Annotated in this window: 14 protein-coding genes; 5 read left to right on the top strand and 9 right to left on the bottom strand. The window is 44.5% G+C overall.

Going from position 1 to position 17,169, the window contains the following annotated elements:
* Window positions 1–99 precede the first annotated feature (99 nt).
* Together gyrB and ABNE31_RS16105 are read left to right on the top strand one after the other, a co-directional pair.
* Complete coding sequence (gene gyrB / locus ABNE31_RS16110; protein ID WP_293283147.1) at window positions 100–2,040, top strand: DNA topoisomerase (ATP-hydrolyzing) subunit B; 1,941 nt, start codon at window positions 100–102, stop codon at window positions 2,038–2,040.
* A gap of 73 nt (window positions 2,041–2,113) precedes the next feature.
* Window positions 2,114–3,124 carry a DUF6588 family protein gene (locus ABNE31_RS16105; protein ID WP_349351860.1) on the top strand — a complete coding sequence of 337 codons (1,011 nt, stop codon included), beginning with the start codon at window positions 2,114–2,116 and terminating at the stop codon, window positions 3,122–3,124.
* 80 nt (window positions 3,125–3,204) lie between these two features.
* Here the strand turns inward: ABNE31_RS16105 and ABNE31_RS16100 are convergent, their stop codons facing one another.
* Window positions 3,205–3,576, bottom strand: coding sequence for a hypothetical protein (locus ABNE31_RS16100; protein ID WP_179384384.1), 372 nt, complete (start codon window positions 3,574–3,576; stop codon window positions 3,205–3,207).
* 246 nt (window positions 3,577–3,822) lie between these two features.
* Here ABNE31_RS16100 and mdh point away from each other — a divergent pair, with 246 nt between their 5' ends.
* Both mdh and secDF read left to right on the top strand, forming a co-directional pair.
* Window positions 3,823–4,749, top strand: coding sequence for a malate dehydrogenase (gene mdh / locus ABNE31_RS16095; RefSeq protein WP_179384383.1), 927 nt, complete (start codon window positions 3,823–3,825; stop codon window positions 4,747–4,749).
* Between the two features lie 223 nt (window positions 4,750–4,972).
* On the top strand, window positions 4,973–7,939 hold the full coding sequence (gene secDF, locus ABNE31_RS16090; protein ID WP_349351859.1) for a protein translocase subunit SecDF: 2,967 nt from the start codon (window positions 4,973–4,975) through the stop codon (window positions 7,937–7,939).
* 58 nt (window positions 7,940–7,997) lie between these two features.
* Here the strand turns inward: secDF and ABNE31_RS16085 are convergent, their stop codons facing one another.
* From ABNE31_RS16085 to ABNE31_RS16055, 7 genes are all read right to left on the bottom strand, one after another.
* Window positions 7,998–9,461 carry a glycosyltransferase gene (locus ABNE31_RS16085; protein WP_349351858.1) on the bottom strand — a complete coding sequence of 488 codons (1,464 nt, stop codon included), beginning with the start codon at window positions 9,459–9,461 and terminating at the stop codon, window positions 7,998–8,000.
* An 82-nt stretch (window positions 9,462–9,543) separates the two neighbouring features.
* Complete coding sequence (locus ABNE31_RS16080; RefSeq protein ID WP_349351857.1) at window positions 9,544–10,794, bottom strand: ATP-binding cassette domain-containing protein; 1,251 nt, start codon at window positions 10,792–10,794, stop codon at window positions 9,544–9,546.
* A 47-nt stretch (window positions 10,795–10,841) separates the two neighbouring features.
* On the bottom strand, window positions 10,842–11,327 hold the full coding sequence (locus ABNE31_RS16075) for a DUF192 domain-containing protein (protein WP_349351856.1): 486 nt from the start codon (window positions 11,325–11,327) through the stop codon (window positions 10,842–10,844).
* Window positions 11,328–11,330: 3 nt separating this feature from the next.
* Window positions 11,331–12,293, bottom strand: coding sequence for a prolipoprotein diacylglyceryl transferase (gene lgt / locus ABNE31_RS16070; RefSeq protein ID WP_179384378.1), 963 nt, complete (start codon window positions 12,291–12,293; stop codon window positions 11,331–11,333).
* 69 nt (window positions 12,294–12,362) lie between these two features.
* Window positions 12,363–12,584 (bottom strand): membrane protein insertion efficiency factor YidD, encoded by a 222-nt coding sequence (gene yidD, locus ABNE31_RS16065; RefSeq protein WP_166248910.1) that lies wholly within the window; start codon window positions 12,582–12,584, stop codon window positions 12,363–12,365.
* Window positions 12,585–12,647: 63 nt separating this feature from the next.
* The gene (locus ABNE31_RS16060) at window positions 12,648–13,034 is read right to left on the bottom strand and encodes a DUF779 domain-containing protein (RefSeq protein WP_257023973.1); all 387 of its coding nucleotides are present in this window, start codon (window positions 13,032–13,034) and stop codon (window positions 12,648–12,650) included.
* 1 nt (window position 13,035) lies between these two features.
* On the bottom strand, window positions 13,036–14,559 hold the full coding sequence (locus tag ABNE31_RS16055) for an aldehyde dehydrogenase family protein (RefSeq protein ID WP_293283165.1): 1,524 nt from the start codon (window positions 14,557–14,559) through the stop codon (window positions 13,036–13,038).
* Between the two features lie 210 nt (window positions 14,560–14,769).
* On the opposite strand from ABNE31_RS16055, the gene ABNE31_RS16050 reads away from it, so the two are divergent.
* Window positions 14,770–15,681 carry an AraC family transcriptional regulator gene (locus ABNE31_RS16050; RefSeq protein WP_349351855.1) on the top strand — a complete coding sequence of 304 codons (912 nt, stop codon included), beginning with the start codon at window positions 14,770–14,772 and terminating at the stop codon, window positions 15,679–15,681.
* Here ABNE31_RS16050 and cysS read toward each other — a convergent pair.
* The gene (gene cysS, locus ABNE31_RS16045; RefSeq protein WP_349351854.1) at window positions 15,678–17,159 is read right to left on the bottom strand and encodes a cysteine--tRNA ligase; all 1,482 of its coding nucleotides are present in this window, start codon (window positions 17,157–17,159) and stop codon (window positions 15,678–15,680) included. The genes ABNE31_RS16050 and cysS overlap by 4 nt on opposite strands.
* Between the last annotated feature and the right edge of the window lie 10 nt (window positions 17,160–17,169).

The raw sequence follows: 17,169 nt of genomic DNA, 5'->3' as shown, positions 1-17,169 counted from the left end.
GATAACTTAGATGGTCCAAGAGGCTTCAATCGCCTATTTCTACTGGCTATTCACTATATTTGTAAGATTTGAAATTTTGAGCCAAATACCGATAAATATATGAGCGAAGAAGCGAACAAGAAACAGTACTCGGCGGATAGTATCCAGGCCCTTGAGGGGATGGAGCACGTACGTATGAGACCTTCCATGTATATTGGAGATGTAGGGGTCCGTGGATTGCACCATTTGGTGTACGAAGTAGTGGATAACTCCATTGATGAGGCCATGGCGGGCCACTGTGATAGGATTGATGTGATCATCAACGAAGACAACTCCATAACCACAAAAGATAACGGAAGGGGAATCCCCGTAGACCTGCACAAAAAGGAAGGTGTTTCCGCCCTGGAGGTGGTCATGACCAAAATTGGTGCAGGGGGTAAGTTCGATAAGGATTCTTATAAAGTCTCTGGTGGACTTCACGGTGTGGGTGTTTCTTGTGTGAATGCCCTGTCCTCCCATTTAAAAGCTACCGTTTACCGCGATGGGAAAATTTGGGAACAGGAATATGAAAGGGGAAAAACCCTTTATCCGGTAAAAAGTGTGGGCGAAAGCTCCGAAACGGGTACCATTGTCACCTTTATTCCCGATAATACCATATTTACCCAAACCACAGAATATAGTTACGAAACCCTTGCCAACAGGATGAGGGAACTATCATACCTTAACAAAGGGGTGACCATAACCTTGACCGATAAAAGGCGCAAGGACGAAAAAGGAGAGTTCATTTCCGAAACATTCCATTCCGATGAAGGTTTAAAGGAATTTATCAAGTTTTTGGACGGCACTCGTGAGCCTTTGATCCAAAGTGTGATATCCATGGAAGGCGAAAAGAACGGCATCCCTGTAGAAGTGGCCATGGTCTACAATACCGGTTACACCGAAAACTTGCACTCCTATGTGAACAACATCAATACCCACGAGGGGGGTACGCACCTATCAGGTTTTAGGAGGGGATTGACCACAACTTTGAAAAAGTACGCGGACAACTCCGGGATGTTGGACAAGCTTAAGTTTGAAATTTCCGGGGATGATTTCCGGGAAGGACTTACCGCTATTGTTTCGGTAAAAGTGGCAGAGCCTCAGTTCGAGGGTCAGACCAAGACCAAATTGGGTAACCGAGAGGTGACCAGCGCCGTGAGTCAGGCTGTTTCCGAGATGTTGACCGATTATTTGGAAGAGAATCCAGATGACGCCAAACAAATCGTGGAAAAAGTAAAACTGGCCGCACAGGCAAGACATGCTGCTGCCAAGGCCCGTGAAATGGTTCAGCGAAAGAACCCGATGAGCGTAGGCGGTTTGCCAGGAAAGCTATCCGACTGCTCCGAGCAAGACCCGACCAAATGCGAAGTATTCCTGGTAGAGGGAGATTCCGCAGGTGGAACGGCCAAACAAGGTCGAGATCGGAATTTTCAAGCGATTCTTCCATTGCGAGGTAAAATCCTGAATGTGGAAAAAGCCATGCAGCACAAGGTGTTTGAAAATGAGGAAATCAAAAATATCTATACCGCGTTGGGAGTTACCATCGGAACAGAGGAAGATAGCAAGGCCCTGAACTTGGACAAGCTGCGTTACCATAAAGTAGTCATCATGTGTGATGCGGATGTCGATGGTAGCCACATTGAAACCCTTATTTTGACCTTCTTCTTCCGTTATATGAGGGAGTTGATAGAAGGAGGGCACGTTTATATTGCGACTCCGCCATTGTATTTGGTGAAAAAAGGAGCAAAAAAGCGCTATGCGTGGAACGATAAGGAGCGGGACGCCATCAATGCAGAAATGGGTGGTGGGGCAAGCATCCAACGATACAAGGGTCTTGGTGAGATGAATGCCGAGCAGCTTTGGGATACCACCATGAATCCAGATTTTAGAAAATTACGTCAGGTACAGATTGACAATGCAACGGAATCCGACCGTATTTTCTCCATGTTGATGGGAGATGAAGTGCCGCCAAGACGTGAATTTATCGAGAAAAATGCCGTCTATGCCAATATAGACGTATAAATAACCTAGATTTCACAACAAAAACTCGCCCCACAAAGGCGAGTTTTTTAGTTTTGGTCAAAACTTCAATCATATGAAAAGAATAGTATTAGGCTTAGCACTGGTTTCCATGACCATGGCAAAGGCCCAGGATCTAAACGATATTTTCGTATCGGGCGTGGCAGATGCTGAACGATTTGCCAATGCCTATCTATCGCCCGTTTCCGAAGGAACCCTTTACAGTATTTCCACCGGATGGTACAATACTGCAGATGCAAAGCCCTTGGGAGGTTTTGAAATTTCCCTAGTTGGAAACCTGACCGGATTTAAAAATAAGGACGACAAAAAAGCATTCCTTTTAGATCCAGCGGATTATGAAAACCTTGATTTTGTGAGCAGCCCCGGCCAACCTCGACTAGTGTCTACCGCTTTGGGCGACATTGATGGAGTCGATGTGTTCGTAGAAGATGAAAGTGGTTTGTTCCGGGAGGAATTTGAACTTCCATCGGGACTTGCAGGTGAAAATCTCAATTTCATCCCTTCGGGATATCTTCAGGCCAGCGTAGGTTTGGTCAAAGGGTTAGAGGTAAAAGCACGCTTTCTGCCACAGATCAAATTTGAGGACGATGCCAAAATAGGATTGTTCGGTGCAGGTTTGCAGTACGATTTCACCAAGATGCTACCGGCAGACAAAGTGTTGCCTGTGGCCATTTCTGCGGTTATCGGCTATACCAATTTGAACGGTGAATATGATTTTACTGACTCTTCTACCATTCAGGGGAGTGACCAGCGCCTAGATGCTTCCTTTAGAACTTGGAACTTTAGCGCTGTGGTTTCCACCAAAAATATTCCTGTCATCAATTTTTATGGAGGATTGGGTTACATTACGGGAAAATCGGACATCGATTTATTGGGAACCTACGAGGCAAATGGACCTTTCTTCACCGAAACCGTAACAGACCCTTTTTCGGTGTCGCAAAACGCAAGTGGCGTTAACGCCAATCTGGGTACCAAGATAAAATTGGGCTTTTTTAGGCTGAATGCCGAATACAATATTGCCGAATTCAGCACCTTCACCTTTGGTGTCAACTTTGGATTTAGGTAACGAGCAACCCAACTGACCGACCAAAAATAAAGAAGGCCCCGCTCCCGGGGCCTCCTATTTTCATATATGTAGCCTTCACGTTACTCCCTGGTGGCGAAGACCGAGCCATTGTCCAAGGTTAAGATTTCTGGTTTTTTGGCTTTTTCCAAGCTTACAGTGATGTCTTTCACTTGGGGATCGCCATATATAATGGTGTAGGTCCCGTTTTCTTCGGACCATTTAAAATCGGTGTAAAAAGTCAATTTGGAATTGGAGTAGGTCTGGTACCTACCTAAATAAACATCGTTAAAAATCCACTCTTCGCGAGTAGTGTTGGTTCCCTTGCCTTCAAGGGTAGCAGATTCAGTTTTTGACCAGATGCCCAAGATAGGGTCGTGGTTCTCGGGTACGCGAGTACAGTTGCTGATGGCGATGATGCCAACAATCGACAACAATGAAAAGAGCTTTTTCATAGGTCAAGTAGGTTACGTTAAATTTGGGACTATTAGAACGTTGGTTTGTGACAATGTATTGTATGAAAAATGGAAAATAATTGCATTTGGTTTTGGACAATGATGTAGGTCATGTTGGAGTAGACAATCCAAATTGATGGGAACAAGCTGCCATTTGTACAAAAGAAGCCCCTAAAACTGGTAAAAGTCAGCTTTTTTCTGATGCAAATGCCTTATTTTTGAGGACTAAAATTTAAATCTATACACATGAAAGTTACCGTAGTTGGAGCTGGTGCAGTGGGAGCAAGCTGCGCTGAATACATAGCGATGAAAAATTTTGCGTCAGAAGTTGTTTTATTGGATATCAAAGAAGGTTATGCCGAAGGAAAGGCCATGGATTTGATGCAAACCGCCTCGTTGAACGGATTTGATACCAAAATTACAGGAAGCACCAACGATTATGGCAAAACTGCGAACAGCGATATCGCAGTGATTACCTCTGGAATACCACGTAAACCGGGCATGACCCGTGAGGAATTGATCGGAATCAATGCTGGAATTGTAAAAACGGTATCCACCAGTCTTTTGGAGCATTCTCCAAACGTGACCATTATTGTGGTAAGCAACCCTATGGACACCATGACTTATTTGGTGCACAAGGCCACAGGCTTGCCAAAAAACCGAATCATTGGTATGGGAGGCGCCTTGGACAGTGCACGCTTTAAATACAGATTGGCCGAAGCCTTGGGAGCACCTATTTCCGATGTAGACGGTATGGTAATCGGTGGGCACAGCGATACCGGAATGGTTCCTTTGATCGGGCATGCCACCCGTAACAGCGTAAAGGTTTCCGAATTCCTATCCGAAGAAAAAATGAACTGGGTCGTGGAAGAGACCAAGGTAGGAGGGGCCACATTGACCAAATTGCTCGGAACCAGTGCTTGGTACGCGCCTGGAGCTGCTGTTTCTGGTTTGGTGCAGGCCATTGCATGTGACCAAAAGAAAATGTTCCCATGCTCTACCATGTTGGAAGGCGAGTACGGTTTGAACGATATCTGTATCGGAGTTCCCGTAATCTTGGGCAAGAACGGTATCGAAAAAATCGTGGAAATCGAACTATCTGATGCCGAAAAGGCCAAAATGCAAGAGAGTGCCGAAGGTGTTAAAAAAACCAACGGACTGCTAGACGTGTAGCCTATTTCGAAATAAGTTACTGAATTGCCATTTCTGACGTAACCCCTAAGGAAATTGCCCATCGGTTTTTGGGAGATTCCAAGGTTTGTCGGGAATGGCAATTTCTTTTTTGGCGCATAACCATCAACAGGAATTGCAATTACATCAAATTCTATTGTCAAATCTTATCGGAAATGATATATTTGCACGCTGTTTAAGAAAACTTCTATAAAATTAACAATCAATGCAGAATAAAGGACTTATAAGGCTTTTCGCTATCCTTTTTGGCTTGGTGAGCATCTATCAGTTGTCTTATACTTTCATCACTAACAAGTTGGAGGGAGATGCTGAAGCTTACGCAGTTAGCCAAATTTCGGAGGCTGAGGAAGACTATGTTGCAAAGCGTGAAGCTTTAGAGGCATCGTATTTGGACTCCATCAGTGACAACACTGTTTTGGGCTATACGAGCTATGGGGAAGCCAAAACGAAAGAGTTGAACAAAGGATTGGACCTTAAGGGAGGTATTAACGTGACCTTGCAGATTTCCGTGAAGGATATCTTGAAAGGCCTTGCCAACAATACCAAAAATCCGGTCTTCAACAAAGCATTGGCCGATGCCGACCAAGCTTCTACCAGTAGTGATGCCACCTATTTGGAATTGTTTTTTGATGCTTTTGACAATATCAAAGGAGATACAAAATTGGCATCGCCCGATATTTTTGCCAACAAAGGACTTAGTGACGATATCAATTTCCAAATGGGAGATGAGGAGGTAAAGCCCATCATCCGAAGAAAGATTGATGAATCCATTGTTTCTGCATTTGAGGTACTCCGTGAGCGTATTGACGGTTTCGGGGTTACCCAGCCCAATATTCAGCGGGAAGGAAATTCGGGAAGAATCGTGGTTGAGCTTCCAGGAGCGAAGGACATCGCCCGTGCCCAAGAATTATTATCTAGTACGGCACAATTGGAGTTCTGGGAAACCTATCCGCAGAGCAACCAAAGTTTGGGTACTTTCTTTGTAAATGCCAATGAGCGTTTAAAAGAGATTTTGGAGCCATCGAATTCCGAAGAAGAAGTGGCAAAACCTGAATCCGAGATCGATTCCCTACTTTCGGACGTTGCTCAGGATTCATTGGATATGACCGCAGAGGCCAATCCACTATTGGGGAAATTGCTTCCGGCAAACCCTGGCAGTCATGCCATTGCACGTGCCATGGTTTCCGATACTGCCGAGTTGGGTAGCTACTTGAGAATGCCCGAGATCAAAAGATTGTTGCCAAACGATATCCAGTTCACCAAATTCCTTTGGGAAAGACCGTCCCAAGATGCTGAAATCGTGGATTTGTATGCGTTGAAATCCAACAGGGAAGGCACACCACGAATCAGTGGAGATGTGGTTTCCGATGCACAGGATACCTTTGACCAGTTCAATAAGCCAGCTGTAAGCATGACGATGAACACTCGTGGTGCCAAGGAGTGGGAAGAATTGACTGGTGATGCCTACAACAACCAGACAGGGATAGCCATTGTTCTGGATAATAAAGTATATACAGCGCCTGGAGTTTCCTCTGGACCCATTTCCGGTGGCCGTTCAGAGATTACAGGTACGTTTACGGTAAACGAAACCAAGGATATCGCCAACGTATTGCGAGCAGGTAAATTGCCGGCTTCTGCTGAAATTATTGATTCTTTCGTGGTAGGACCTTCTTTGGGTCAGGAAGCCATCGACAGTGGTTTGATGTCCTTCGTGATTGCCATGCTATTCGTTTTGGTATGGATGATTTTCTACTATGGTAGAGCAGGTGTCTTTGCCGACATTGCACTTTTGTTCAATATTCTTTTGATTTTTGGTGTATTGACGAGCCTTGGTGCGGTATTGACTTTGCCCGGTATTGCAGGTATCGTATTGACCATTGGTATGTCGGTGGATGCCAACGTACTTATTTTTGAAAGGGTCAAGGAAGAACTGGATAGAGGAAAAGGAAAGGCCCAAGCCATCGCCGATGGTTTTGGAAATGCACTATCTTCTATTTTGGATGCCAATATCACTACAGGACTTACAGCGATTATCCTCTTTATTTTTGGATCAGGACCAATTAAAGGTTTCGCTACCACCTTGATGATAGGTATTGTGACGTCCTTGTTCACCGCTATTTTTGTGACCCGATTGATGATCGAGGCCTATACCAGTAAAAAAGGTCGTCGATTGGATTTCTGCACAGGTATCACCAAGAACTTGTTCAAGAACTTGAGCATTGATTTCTTGTCCAAGCGCAAAATATCATACATTGTTTCTGGAATCCTTGTTGCTGTGAGTGTGTTCTCTTTAGCAACCAAGGGACTTCAACAAGGTGTTGATTTTGTAGGGGGACGTTCTTATCAAATTCGATTTGAAGATCCCGTGAATCCATCCGAAATTGCCGGTGATTTGACCTCTGTTTTTGGAAGTGGAACCAATGCAAAGACCTTTGGTGCCGCCAATCAGATTATCATCACCACCAATTACAGATTTGAAGAAAACGGTCCAGAAGTGGATACCGAGATCCTGAACGAAATGTTCACCCAAATTCAAAAGTATTTCCCTGATGGTACCACCTATGACGACTTTAAGCCAGGAGGTACAGCAGAGGATTTAGGGGTGTTGAAATATCGAAAGGTAGGTCCTACCATTGCAGACGATATCAAGAAAGGCGCTATTTTGGCCATTATTGCCTCCTTGGCAGTGGTGTTCCTTTATATCCTTTTGCGATTCAGAAAATGGCAATTCTCCTTGGGTGCCGTTGTTGCGGTTTTCCACGATGTTATGGTGGTATTGGGTATTTTCTCATTGACAGGAAGTATTATGCCTTTCAATATGGAAATTGACCAAGCCTTTATTGCGGCCATACTTACGGTAATCGGTTACTCGCTTAACGATACGGTGGTTGTTTTTGACCGTATCCGTGAAATCACTGGTTTGAAAGGATTTAACGACGGAGTTAATATCAACTCCGCTTTGAACAGCACCTTGAGCCGAACATTGAATACCTCCCTCACTACGTTGATCGTATTGTTGGCCATCTTCATTTTTGGAGGTGAAAGCCTAAGAGGATTTATGTTTGCAATGATTGTTGGTGTGATTGTGGGTACCTATTCCTCTGTATTTATCGCAACACCAATTATGTTCGATTCTTTGAAGAAGAAAATTGCTGCTGCTACAGGAGCATAGTTTTTCGTTTTTTATATTACACTTTACAATAAAGGCCCTTTTTTAAGGGCCTTTGTTTTTATATTCTGTTGGCGGACAATGTTCCTAACCAGGACAATAACTGACTGAACAGGGTGAAATTCTGTATGACCCTTAATTGTCCATTAAAGCCCCATTTGTCCCGCTCCTTGGGATGATTGAGCATATAGGCCATGGTTTTCGCCAAACTATCAATGTCCGTAGGGTCAGGGTTAATTTGACCGGTCTTGTTATGCACCACTTGATATTTCAGTCCCGCAGCATTGGATACCAACACAGGTTTTCTTTTCCACATGGCCTCTGTGGCCGTAAGTCCAAACCCTTCTTGAATGGAATTTTGTGCAATAATGCTCGAAGTTCGTTGGAGCGCATTTACAATGAGCGCATTTTGTTTGGGATTGTCCAAGGGCAGCAATAGAATGGCAATATCGTTTTGCATGCTAGGGTCCACCTGTTTGTAGGTTTCTGTGAGTTCCTGGAGCACTTCTTTGCCTTCAGGATCATCCGATACAAAGGCCGGGTCGGGTCCTCCCATCACCAATAAGGTCATTTCAATCCGCTTGTATTCCAAACTATCCGGATCGCCGTGTTCTCTGTTGTCCAGTTTCATTTTGATGAAAGCCTCCATCAACTCCTTGAAACCTTTGAGGCGGTCCCAGCGCGATATTTCCGTGATAATCGGCCGGTAGATCAAATCCAAGTTCTGGCCTGCATCCAACACATCGAAAGAGCCATCGGGCATCACCTTGCGAACCAAATGTTCGTAGCGGTGGTACAAAATCGCCTTGTGATCGTCCAGTACACCGGATTGATACAGAATACCAATACACTTGTGCAATTGTAGTTCCCGGTTTTTATGGCTCAAGGGGTCAATAGCCGGAGGGATAATGGAGGTACGGTTTTTCAAAGGCTTGGGCACGTAAGAGGGGAGACTGAACACAAAATGATCATAATCGTCCGTGTAAGGTTCCAAAAATTTCCATACGGCATCGGTCACTTTGGTATCTTCCTCCAAACCAATATGACATCGCCAAATAATGGAAACCTGTTTCTCTTTTTTGATAATGGCCGCAAGGGGCATGGGTTGTGGGTCGTGCACCACCACAATGTCACCATCCTTGATGAGTTCCAATGCCTTTGCGAGATTGTTTCGGTTGACTTCTTCGTATATCTTACGGTCTTCCCCAGTAAAAGCACCGGTACCACTTCCGTGTATGGCATTGTGTATGCGCTTGGTCAGATCAAAAAAGGCCTCTTTTTTGGCTTCGATGACCAGCCATTCGATGGATACGCCAAGTTCGCGCAATATCCGCATTTGACTCGGGAGCATTTCGGCCACCCCACCGCCAATGGCCGTGGAGTTGATCATCCAAATGGTACTGCCTTTAAGGGATTCAATAGGGTCTTGGGCCTGTTCCATAAAGTCCAGAACAGAGGAATAGAGCGAGCCGTACGCCTTGTAGTCTACAAGTTTGGCGCCTGGCTTTACATTGATTTTTTGCATGTAAGGGAAGGGTTACTGTTTGATTTCCTTATAAGATAACAAAAAATCGGGTGAGTTTGCTAAATTGTTGTTTATGAGATTCTTATGATTGAACCTGAGTCCCTTTTGAACCCTTTTCACCAAGGGATAGTTCGTAAATGAACGTTGGTTCCAGTTGGGGCTCTTTGCGATGGGAAACAAAAACAATGGCTGTTTCGCTTTCTTTGGCGATTTTGTTCACCAAGGCTACAAAGAGTGAGGCACTGGCATCGTCCAGACCGGCTGTGGGCTCGTCTAGAATCAATAAGGGTGGATGTTTCACCATGGCACGTGCCATCATGACCAAACGTTTATCCCCGTCGGATAGGTCCCTGAAATGTTCTTTTTTTCTTTCTTCCAATTGTAAAAGTTGGAGCCACTGGCGGGCAAGCTTGATTTCACTGTCCGTAGGCTGCACGTAAAGCCCAATGGAATCGTGTAGCCCAGAGATGATCATGTGCTCCAAGCTATGGTAGCCGCGAAATTTATCGGTAATGGCCGGCGTGTAGTATCCAATTTTCTGCTTCAGGTCCCAAACACTTTCACCGCTTCCCTTTTTTTGTCCAAAAATGGTGAGATCTTGTCCGTACCCTTTATGGCTGTCACCGGTAATCATAGAGAGGAGGGTAGATTTTCCACTGCCGTTAGGTCCAATCAGTTGCCAAAATTCACCGCGCTTAATAGTCCAGTTAATCTGATCGAGCACAGATTTACCATCGAAGCTCACGGATACCCCTCTAAAACCGACCAATTCATGATGGTCTACCTCTATGCGCTTCAACGGTGATGGGATGTTTCCCTGAAAGGGGTCCGATGCCAATTGGGTATCGTTCCAAAAATCATCTGGGGATGGGTAGGGCAGAAGTTGCTCCCTTTTCAATTTGAAAAAGTGGGTTGTACATGGGAGAATATCATTCAATCGACTGACGACCTGTACTAGCGTTTTGGTTTTGGAGATTTCCAATAATTGATCCTTAAGCTTGTCTTGGGTAGCAACATCCAAATTATCGAACGGATTCACCAATACCATAAAGTCTGGGTTTTGTTGGAGCAAATAGTTGAGCAGGGCCTTTTTTTGCTCCCCACTGCTCATGGTCTTGAGCGGTTGATCGCCATTCTTGGTCAAAATTTTGATATCGTGCCGATCTTCCTCATTCATGTACCGATGGATTTCGGAACGGGAAAATAGCAGCCCATTTAAGCCCTGCAGATCCGTCAGTCCTTTCACGGCTTTGTTTTGAAGTAACCGTTGCACCAAAGGCTCAGTATTGGAATTGTTTTGTATGAGAATCGCGTAGCTTTTGGTCGGCTTCATTTGGGTAAAGGTCTTTTCCCAAAATTACGATTATCCGTCAGTTTGGACTATAATCTTGAAAAACTGATGCTATCCCCGACCTGTAGCCCCAGTTGGTCGGAAAGGCCAGCATTGATTTCGAGCACATATTTCGCAGGAACATTGGATGGCAAAGTGTTCTCATTGAACGGCTGCGCATTTTTCTGGAAGCTCACAATTTTCATCCCTGAGTTGATGTAAATTATATCCAAAGGAATTTCTGTGTTCTTCATGTAAAAGTACTGCAAGGCCTCAGTGGGTTGCACAAATAACATCCCCCGGTCGGTTTTCATCGATTTTCGGTACATGAGACCGGTTTGGGTCTCATATTCCGTTTCGGCAATCTCAATATCAAAATTGGCCTTGATGGAGTCCGTTTCGGTGGACAATACCTTGAGTTCCCCTTCTTTGGTAAAAGAAATGGTCTCGGTTTTTATAGCACTTTTTGACTCGGTTTTGCACGAGGCAACAGCAAATATAAATACCAATAATCCGATGCTTTTAAGGTAAGCCATAATTTAAATTTCTACTGGAGTGGGTTTTGCCATAAAATAGAAACCGATGATGATCATGGGAAGGCTCAACCATTGTCCAGTGGACAACAATCCCAGCGATTCCTCGAAGCCGCCTTGGCTTTTTTTGTAAAATTCCACAAAGAACCGGACCACAAATAAGAGCACCAAAAAGAGTCCGAAAAGGAATCCTGACTTGTTTTTCCAATCCGTTTTCCAGTAGAGCAGATAGAGTCCCAAGAAAATCAAAATATAACCAAACGCTTCGTAGAGTTGTGCGGGATGTCGATACGGGATGGCCTCCAAAATATTAGCGTATTCAGGATTATGCTGAATGGCTTTGTAAGCGGCATTTGGAGTTTCTTCCTTCGTCAGGGCCATGGCTTTATAGGCTGGCATATCGTCGGAGTCGCGGATAAATCGGGTGGCCAAAAAATAGGATTCATCCACCTTTCTTCCGTTGATTTCGGAGTTGAAAAAGTTTCCGAACCGCACAAAGGCGGCGCCAATGGCCGAAGGGATTACCAATCGGTCCAACAACCAGAGCATTTTCATGTCCTTCCATTTCAAGGAGTACAATCCAATTCCTATAATGGCAGCAATGGTGGCCCCATGACTGGCGAGACCTGTAAAACCTGTGAACTCATACCCATTTATAAGGCCAAACAGCGAGCTGTTGGCACTTTCACGTATCGGTAAAAGGATTTCCGCCAAATGGTCTTGGTAGTACTCCCAATCATAAAAAAATACATGTCCCAATCGAGCTCCCAGCATAATGGAAACCACGGTGTAGATGAAAAGGGAATCCAGTTTTTCCATGGACTTCTTTTCGTTCAGGAATATTTTTTTCATGATGAACCAGCCCAGGACAAAGGCCGCTATCCAGAGCAGATTGTAGTATTTTATCTGTATGAAACCCAGTTTAAAAAGGGTTCCTTCGGGGTTCCAGTCAAATCCTAGAAAGTACATGTGCATAAATTTTAGGGACTAATATAACTACTTTGAGCGGTTGCTCGACGTTATTTAAACTTCAATTTTTTAAGGTACAGGATCGTAGCCGCTTCCACCCCAAGGATTACAGCTGGCGATTCGTTTGATGGAGAGCCATCCGCCCTTGAACAAACCGTGCTTTTTTAAGGCCTCCAAGGTATATTGGGAACACGTAGGGGAATAGCGGCATGTGGAGGGGAGCATGGGAGAGATAAAAAGTTGGTAAAAACGCACCAATAAAACAAACGGTGCTATCAAAATTTTCTTCATGGCATCTTCGACTGATACGAAGGAACAAGGTAACAAAAAGCCCCGATAAAATCGGGGCTTGCTTTAAACTTCTTCTCCAGATTGCACAGGTTCCAGATGGTCCCGTTCTTCATCCGTGTAGAGTCGAGACTTGATGACAAAACGGATTCCCAATGGAATTTCCAAGCTAAAACTGGCACCTCTTCCAGTGGTTACATCCACCGTAAGCTGTGTGTGCTTCCAGTATTCGAACTGGTCCTTGCTCATAAAAAAATCGCAACCGTGAATGGTGCCCAATTTCACATCGTTCTCGTTGAGCATTAATTCACCTTTGGGGAAGCACATGGGCGAAGAACCGTCACAACAGCCCCCACTTTGGTGGAACATGAGCTCACCATGGCGTTCCCTGAGTTGGTCAATGATTTTTATGGCATTGTCCGAAACCAATACACGTTTTATCAACTGCTCCATCCTAGAAAAAGCCCAGTTTGTTCTTGTCATAAGAAATCAACATGTTCTTGGTCTGTCTGTAATGGTTGAGCATCATTTTATGGGTTTCCCTTCCGATACCTGATTTCTTATAACCACCAAACGGAGCATGTGCAGGATAGGCATGGTAACAATTTACCCAGACCCTGCCAGCTTGTATCTGTCGTGAAATTTTGTAGGCCTGGTGCATATCGCGGGTCCAAACCCCGGCACCCAATCCATAAAGGGTATCATTGGCAATTTCCAAGGCTTCAGCTTCGTCTTTAAAGGTGGTAACACAGACCACGGGACCAAAGATCTCTTCTTGGAACACCCGCATCTTGTTGTTTCCTTTCAGTATGGTGGGTTGGATGTAGTATCCACCTTCAAGTCCTTCATTGTAGGCAGCTTCGCCGCCGGCAAGGACTTCGCAGCCTTCTTCCTTACCAATTTGGATGTAATTAAGTATTTTTTCGTACTGGTCATTTGAAGCCTGTGCGCCCATCATGGTATTTGGGTCCAAAGGATGTCCTAGCTTAATGGCCTTTGTGCGTTCCACCACACGTTCAATAAAGGCATCAAAAATGCTTTCCTGCACTAATATCCGGGATGGACAAGTACACACTTCGCCTTGGTTCAATGCGAACATCACAGCACCCTCCAAACACTTGTCAAAGAATTCGTCATCGGCCTCCATAATGCTCTCAAAGAATACATTTGGGGATTTTCCTCCCAATTCCAAGGTGACGGGAATAATATTTTTGGATGCGTATTGCATGATCAATTGTCCGGTAGTAGTCTCCCCGGTAAACGCAATTTTGTTGATTCTTGGACTGGACGCCAAGGGCTTTCCTGCTTCCAAACCAAATCCGTTGACGATATTGAGCACCCCAGCTGGAAGAATGTCCTCAATCAGTTCCATTAAAATCAAAATTCCTACAGGTGTTTGCTCGGCAGGTTTTAGAACAACACAGTTGCCTGCTGCCAAGGCCGGTGCTATTTTCCAAGCGGCCATTAAAATTGGGAAGTTCCAAGGAATGATTTGTCCCACGACCCCCAGTGGTTCCAATATATTCATCGAAACCGTGTTGGCATCCAATTCGCTTACGGAGCCTTCTTCGGCACGGATAACCCCTGCAAAATATCTAAAGTGGTCAATGGCCAAGGGCATGTCGGCCGCACGGGTTTCGCGGAGGGCCTTACCATTGTCCCAAGTTTCGGCCCGGGCCAAAACTTCCAAATTGTTTTCCATCACATCGGCAATCTTCAATAACAGATTGCTACGGTAAGTGGCGGAGGAATTGTTCCATTCTGGAGCTGCTGCCCAGGCGGCATCAATTGCCTTGTCCACATCTTCTGAGGTAGATCTTGCTATCTTGGTGAACGCATTTCCGTCTACAGGGGATACGTTGTCAAAATATTCTCCTTTGGTAGGAGGGGTCCATTTGCCACCAATGTAATTTTCATATTGGTCCTTAAACTTAGGTTTTTCCAGAACGTTTCGTTCCGTAGTTTGTACATTGCTCATAATACACGTTGTTTTAGTTAATTGTTATGTGCACCATCACTTTTTAAGTGACTGATTCTAAAAGTATTGATTTTGAGCGCCGTATATCTGACGTATTCTATTAATGACATGACCAATCCTCTTTGAATTTGTATTTTTAACAAAAAACACCATTGTATTTTTTATATTTAATAAGTTTTTTTTTAAAATATTAAGGAGTAAACACTGAGTATGCAGTTGCCCGAACGATTTTTTAAGGAAAGAAAATTGGAGCATTTGGTAGAAAACCAAACGTCCTACACGCTGAACAATGCTGCGATGCATGTTTTTGAAACGCATTTGCAGGCAGAAAAGGTATTGCTGCAATTTGACCAACCCGTGTTGGCTTCCATGTTGATCGGAAAAAAGGTGATGCACTTACGCGACAAGAATTCTTTTGATTTTTTGCCAGGTGAATCCCTGATCTTGCCCTCAAACGAAGTAATGTGTATCGATTTCCCCGAAGCCAACCAAGAGAATCCGACCCGTTGTCTCGCCATGGCGATTTCTGATGAAAAAATCAATAAGGTCATCAATTTAATGAATGAATCCATGCCAAAGCATGATGGCTCCGAATGGGCCTTGATGGATTACAACTACCACTTTACCAACGATACCAGCATTTATGGAATCATTCAGCGGCTTTTGTACTTATTTACCGAAAACCACCCTTCCAAGGACTTTTTCGTGGATAACATGCTCCAAGAGTTGATCATCCGCATTTTGCAGGGCAACCGACGTGAAAACTATACCCAAAATGCATCCAAGTTGAGCTCCAACAATCGCTTGGCCTATGTGGTGGAGTATATTGCCAATCATTTGCACGAACCGATATCCGTAAGTGATCTGAGCAAAAGAGCCTGCATGAGCGAATCTCATTTTCATAAAACCTTTAAGGAGGAGTTGGGAATTACACCTATTGACTACATCAATAGTGAGCGCATTAAAATGGCCATCAAGTTATTGAAGGACCCGGATAAAAAAATAAAGGAGATCTATCTGGAATGCGGTTTCGAGAACCGTTCCTATTTCAACCGGTTGTTCAAACGAAAAATCCATGTTTCGCCCGGAGAGTACCAGTCAAAATTTATGAAAAATGCCTAATTAACGCTGAAGGTCGTCCCGTCCTTGCCATCCTTAATCTGAATTCCCAAGGCGACTAGTTGATCTCGAATTTTATCGGAGGTGGCAAAATCCTTTTTCGCACGAGCTTCGTTCCTGATATCAATCAACAATTCCATGACACCGTTCAAGGTATTGGAGTCATCTTTCGCCATGGATTGATTTTCTATGCCCAGTACGTCGTAAACAAAGGCCTCCAATGTTTTCTTCAATTCCTCCTTGTCTTCGGCAGAAAGGGTTTCCTTGTCCTCTTTGATAAGGTTGATGTGCTTCACGGCCTCGAACAAATGAGCGATTAGTATCGGGGTATTAAAATCGTCATTCATGGCATCATAGCACTTCTGCTTCCATGCGGTTACATCAAAATCCGATTTCGCCCCTGTTTTTAAAGTATCGATACTGTCCAAGGCATCCATCAAGCGGTTATAGCCCTTTTCCGAAGCTTGCAAGGCTTCATCACTAAGATCTAAAATACTGGTATAATGGGCCTGCATCATAAAAAAGCGGACCACTGCAGGGGTGTAGGGCTTGCTTAAAATGTTGTTGTCACCGCTGAAGATTTCCGCAGGATAAATATTGTTGTCCGTGGATTTGGACATTTTTTTACCGTTCAAGGTCAGCATATTGGCGTGCATCCAATAGTTGACGGGCGATTTGCCAGTGCTGGCCTCTGCCTGGGCTATTTCGCATTCATGATGCGGAAACTTAAGGTCCATCCCGCCGCCATGGATATCAAAGGTTTCGCCCAGATATTTGGTACTCATGGCTGTGCATTCCAAGTGCCAACCGGGAAAACCATCGCCCCAAGGGGACGGCCAGCGCATGATGTGCTGTGGCTCGGCTTTTTTCCAAAGCGCAAAATCCTGTGGGTTTCTTTTTTCGTCCTGGGCCGTTAGCTCGCGGGTGTTGGTGATCATATCTTCCAACTTTCTGCCGCTTAATTTTCCGTAATCGTGATCTTTGTTGAACTTGATCACATCAAAATAGACCGAACCGTTGGCTTCGTAGGCATAGCCTTTTTCAAGAATATCCTTGATAATTTCTATCTGCTCTATGATATGTCCCGTAGCGGTAGGCTCAATACTTGGTGGCAACAGGTTGAACAACTGCAAGGTGTTGTGAAAATCCACCGTGTAGCGTTGCACTACCTCCATGGGTTCAATCTGCTCCAATTTGGCCTTTTTTGCAATTTTGTCCTCACCCTCATCCGCATCGTTTTCCAAATGTCCGGCATCGGTGATGTTCCGAACATAACGGACTTTGTATCCCAAGTGTTTGAAATACCGAAAAATCATGTCGAAGGACATGAAGGTGCGACAGTTCCCCAAGTGCACATTGCTGTATACCGTTGGACCACAAACATACATGCCTACGTGGCCTTCGTTTATGGGCTGGAACACGTCTTTTTTTCCGGTAAGCGAGTTATGGATGCGTAAGGTTTGGTCTTTATACAATTGCATTTAAACGGTT

Source organism: Flagellimonas sp. MMG031, from assembly GCF_040112705.1.
In the GTDB taxonomy this organism is placed as follows: domain Bacteria; phylum Bacteroidota; class Bacteroidia; order Flavobacteriales; family Flavobacteriaceae; genus Flagellimonas.
This window is presented reverse-complemented; position numbering and strand designations above follow the sequence as displayed.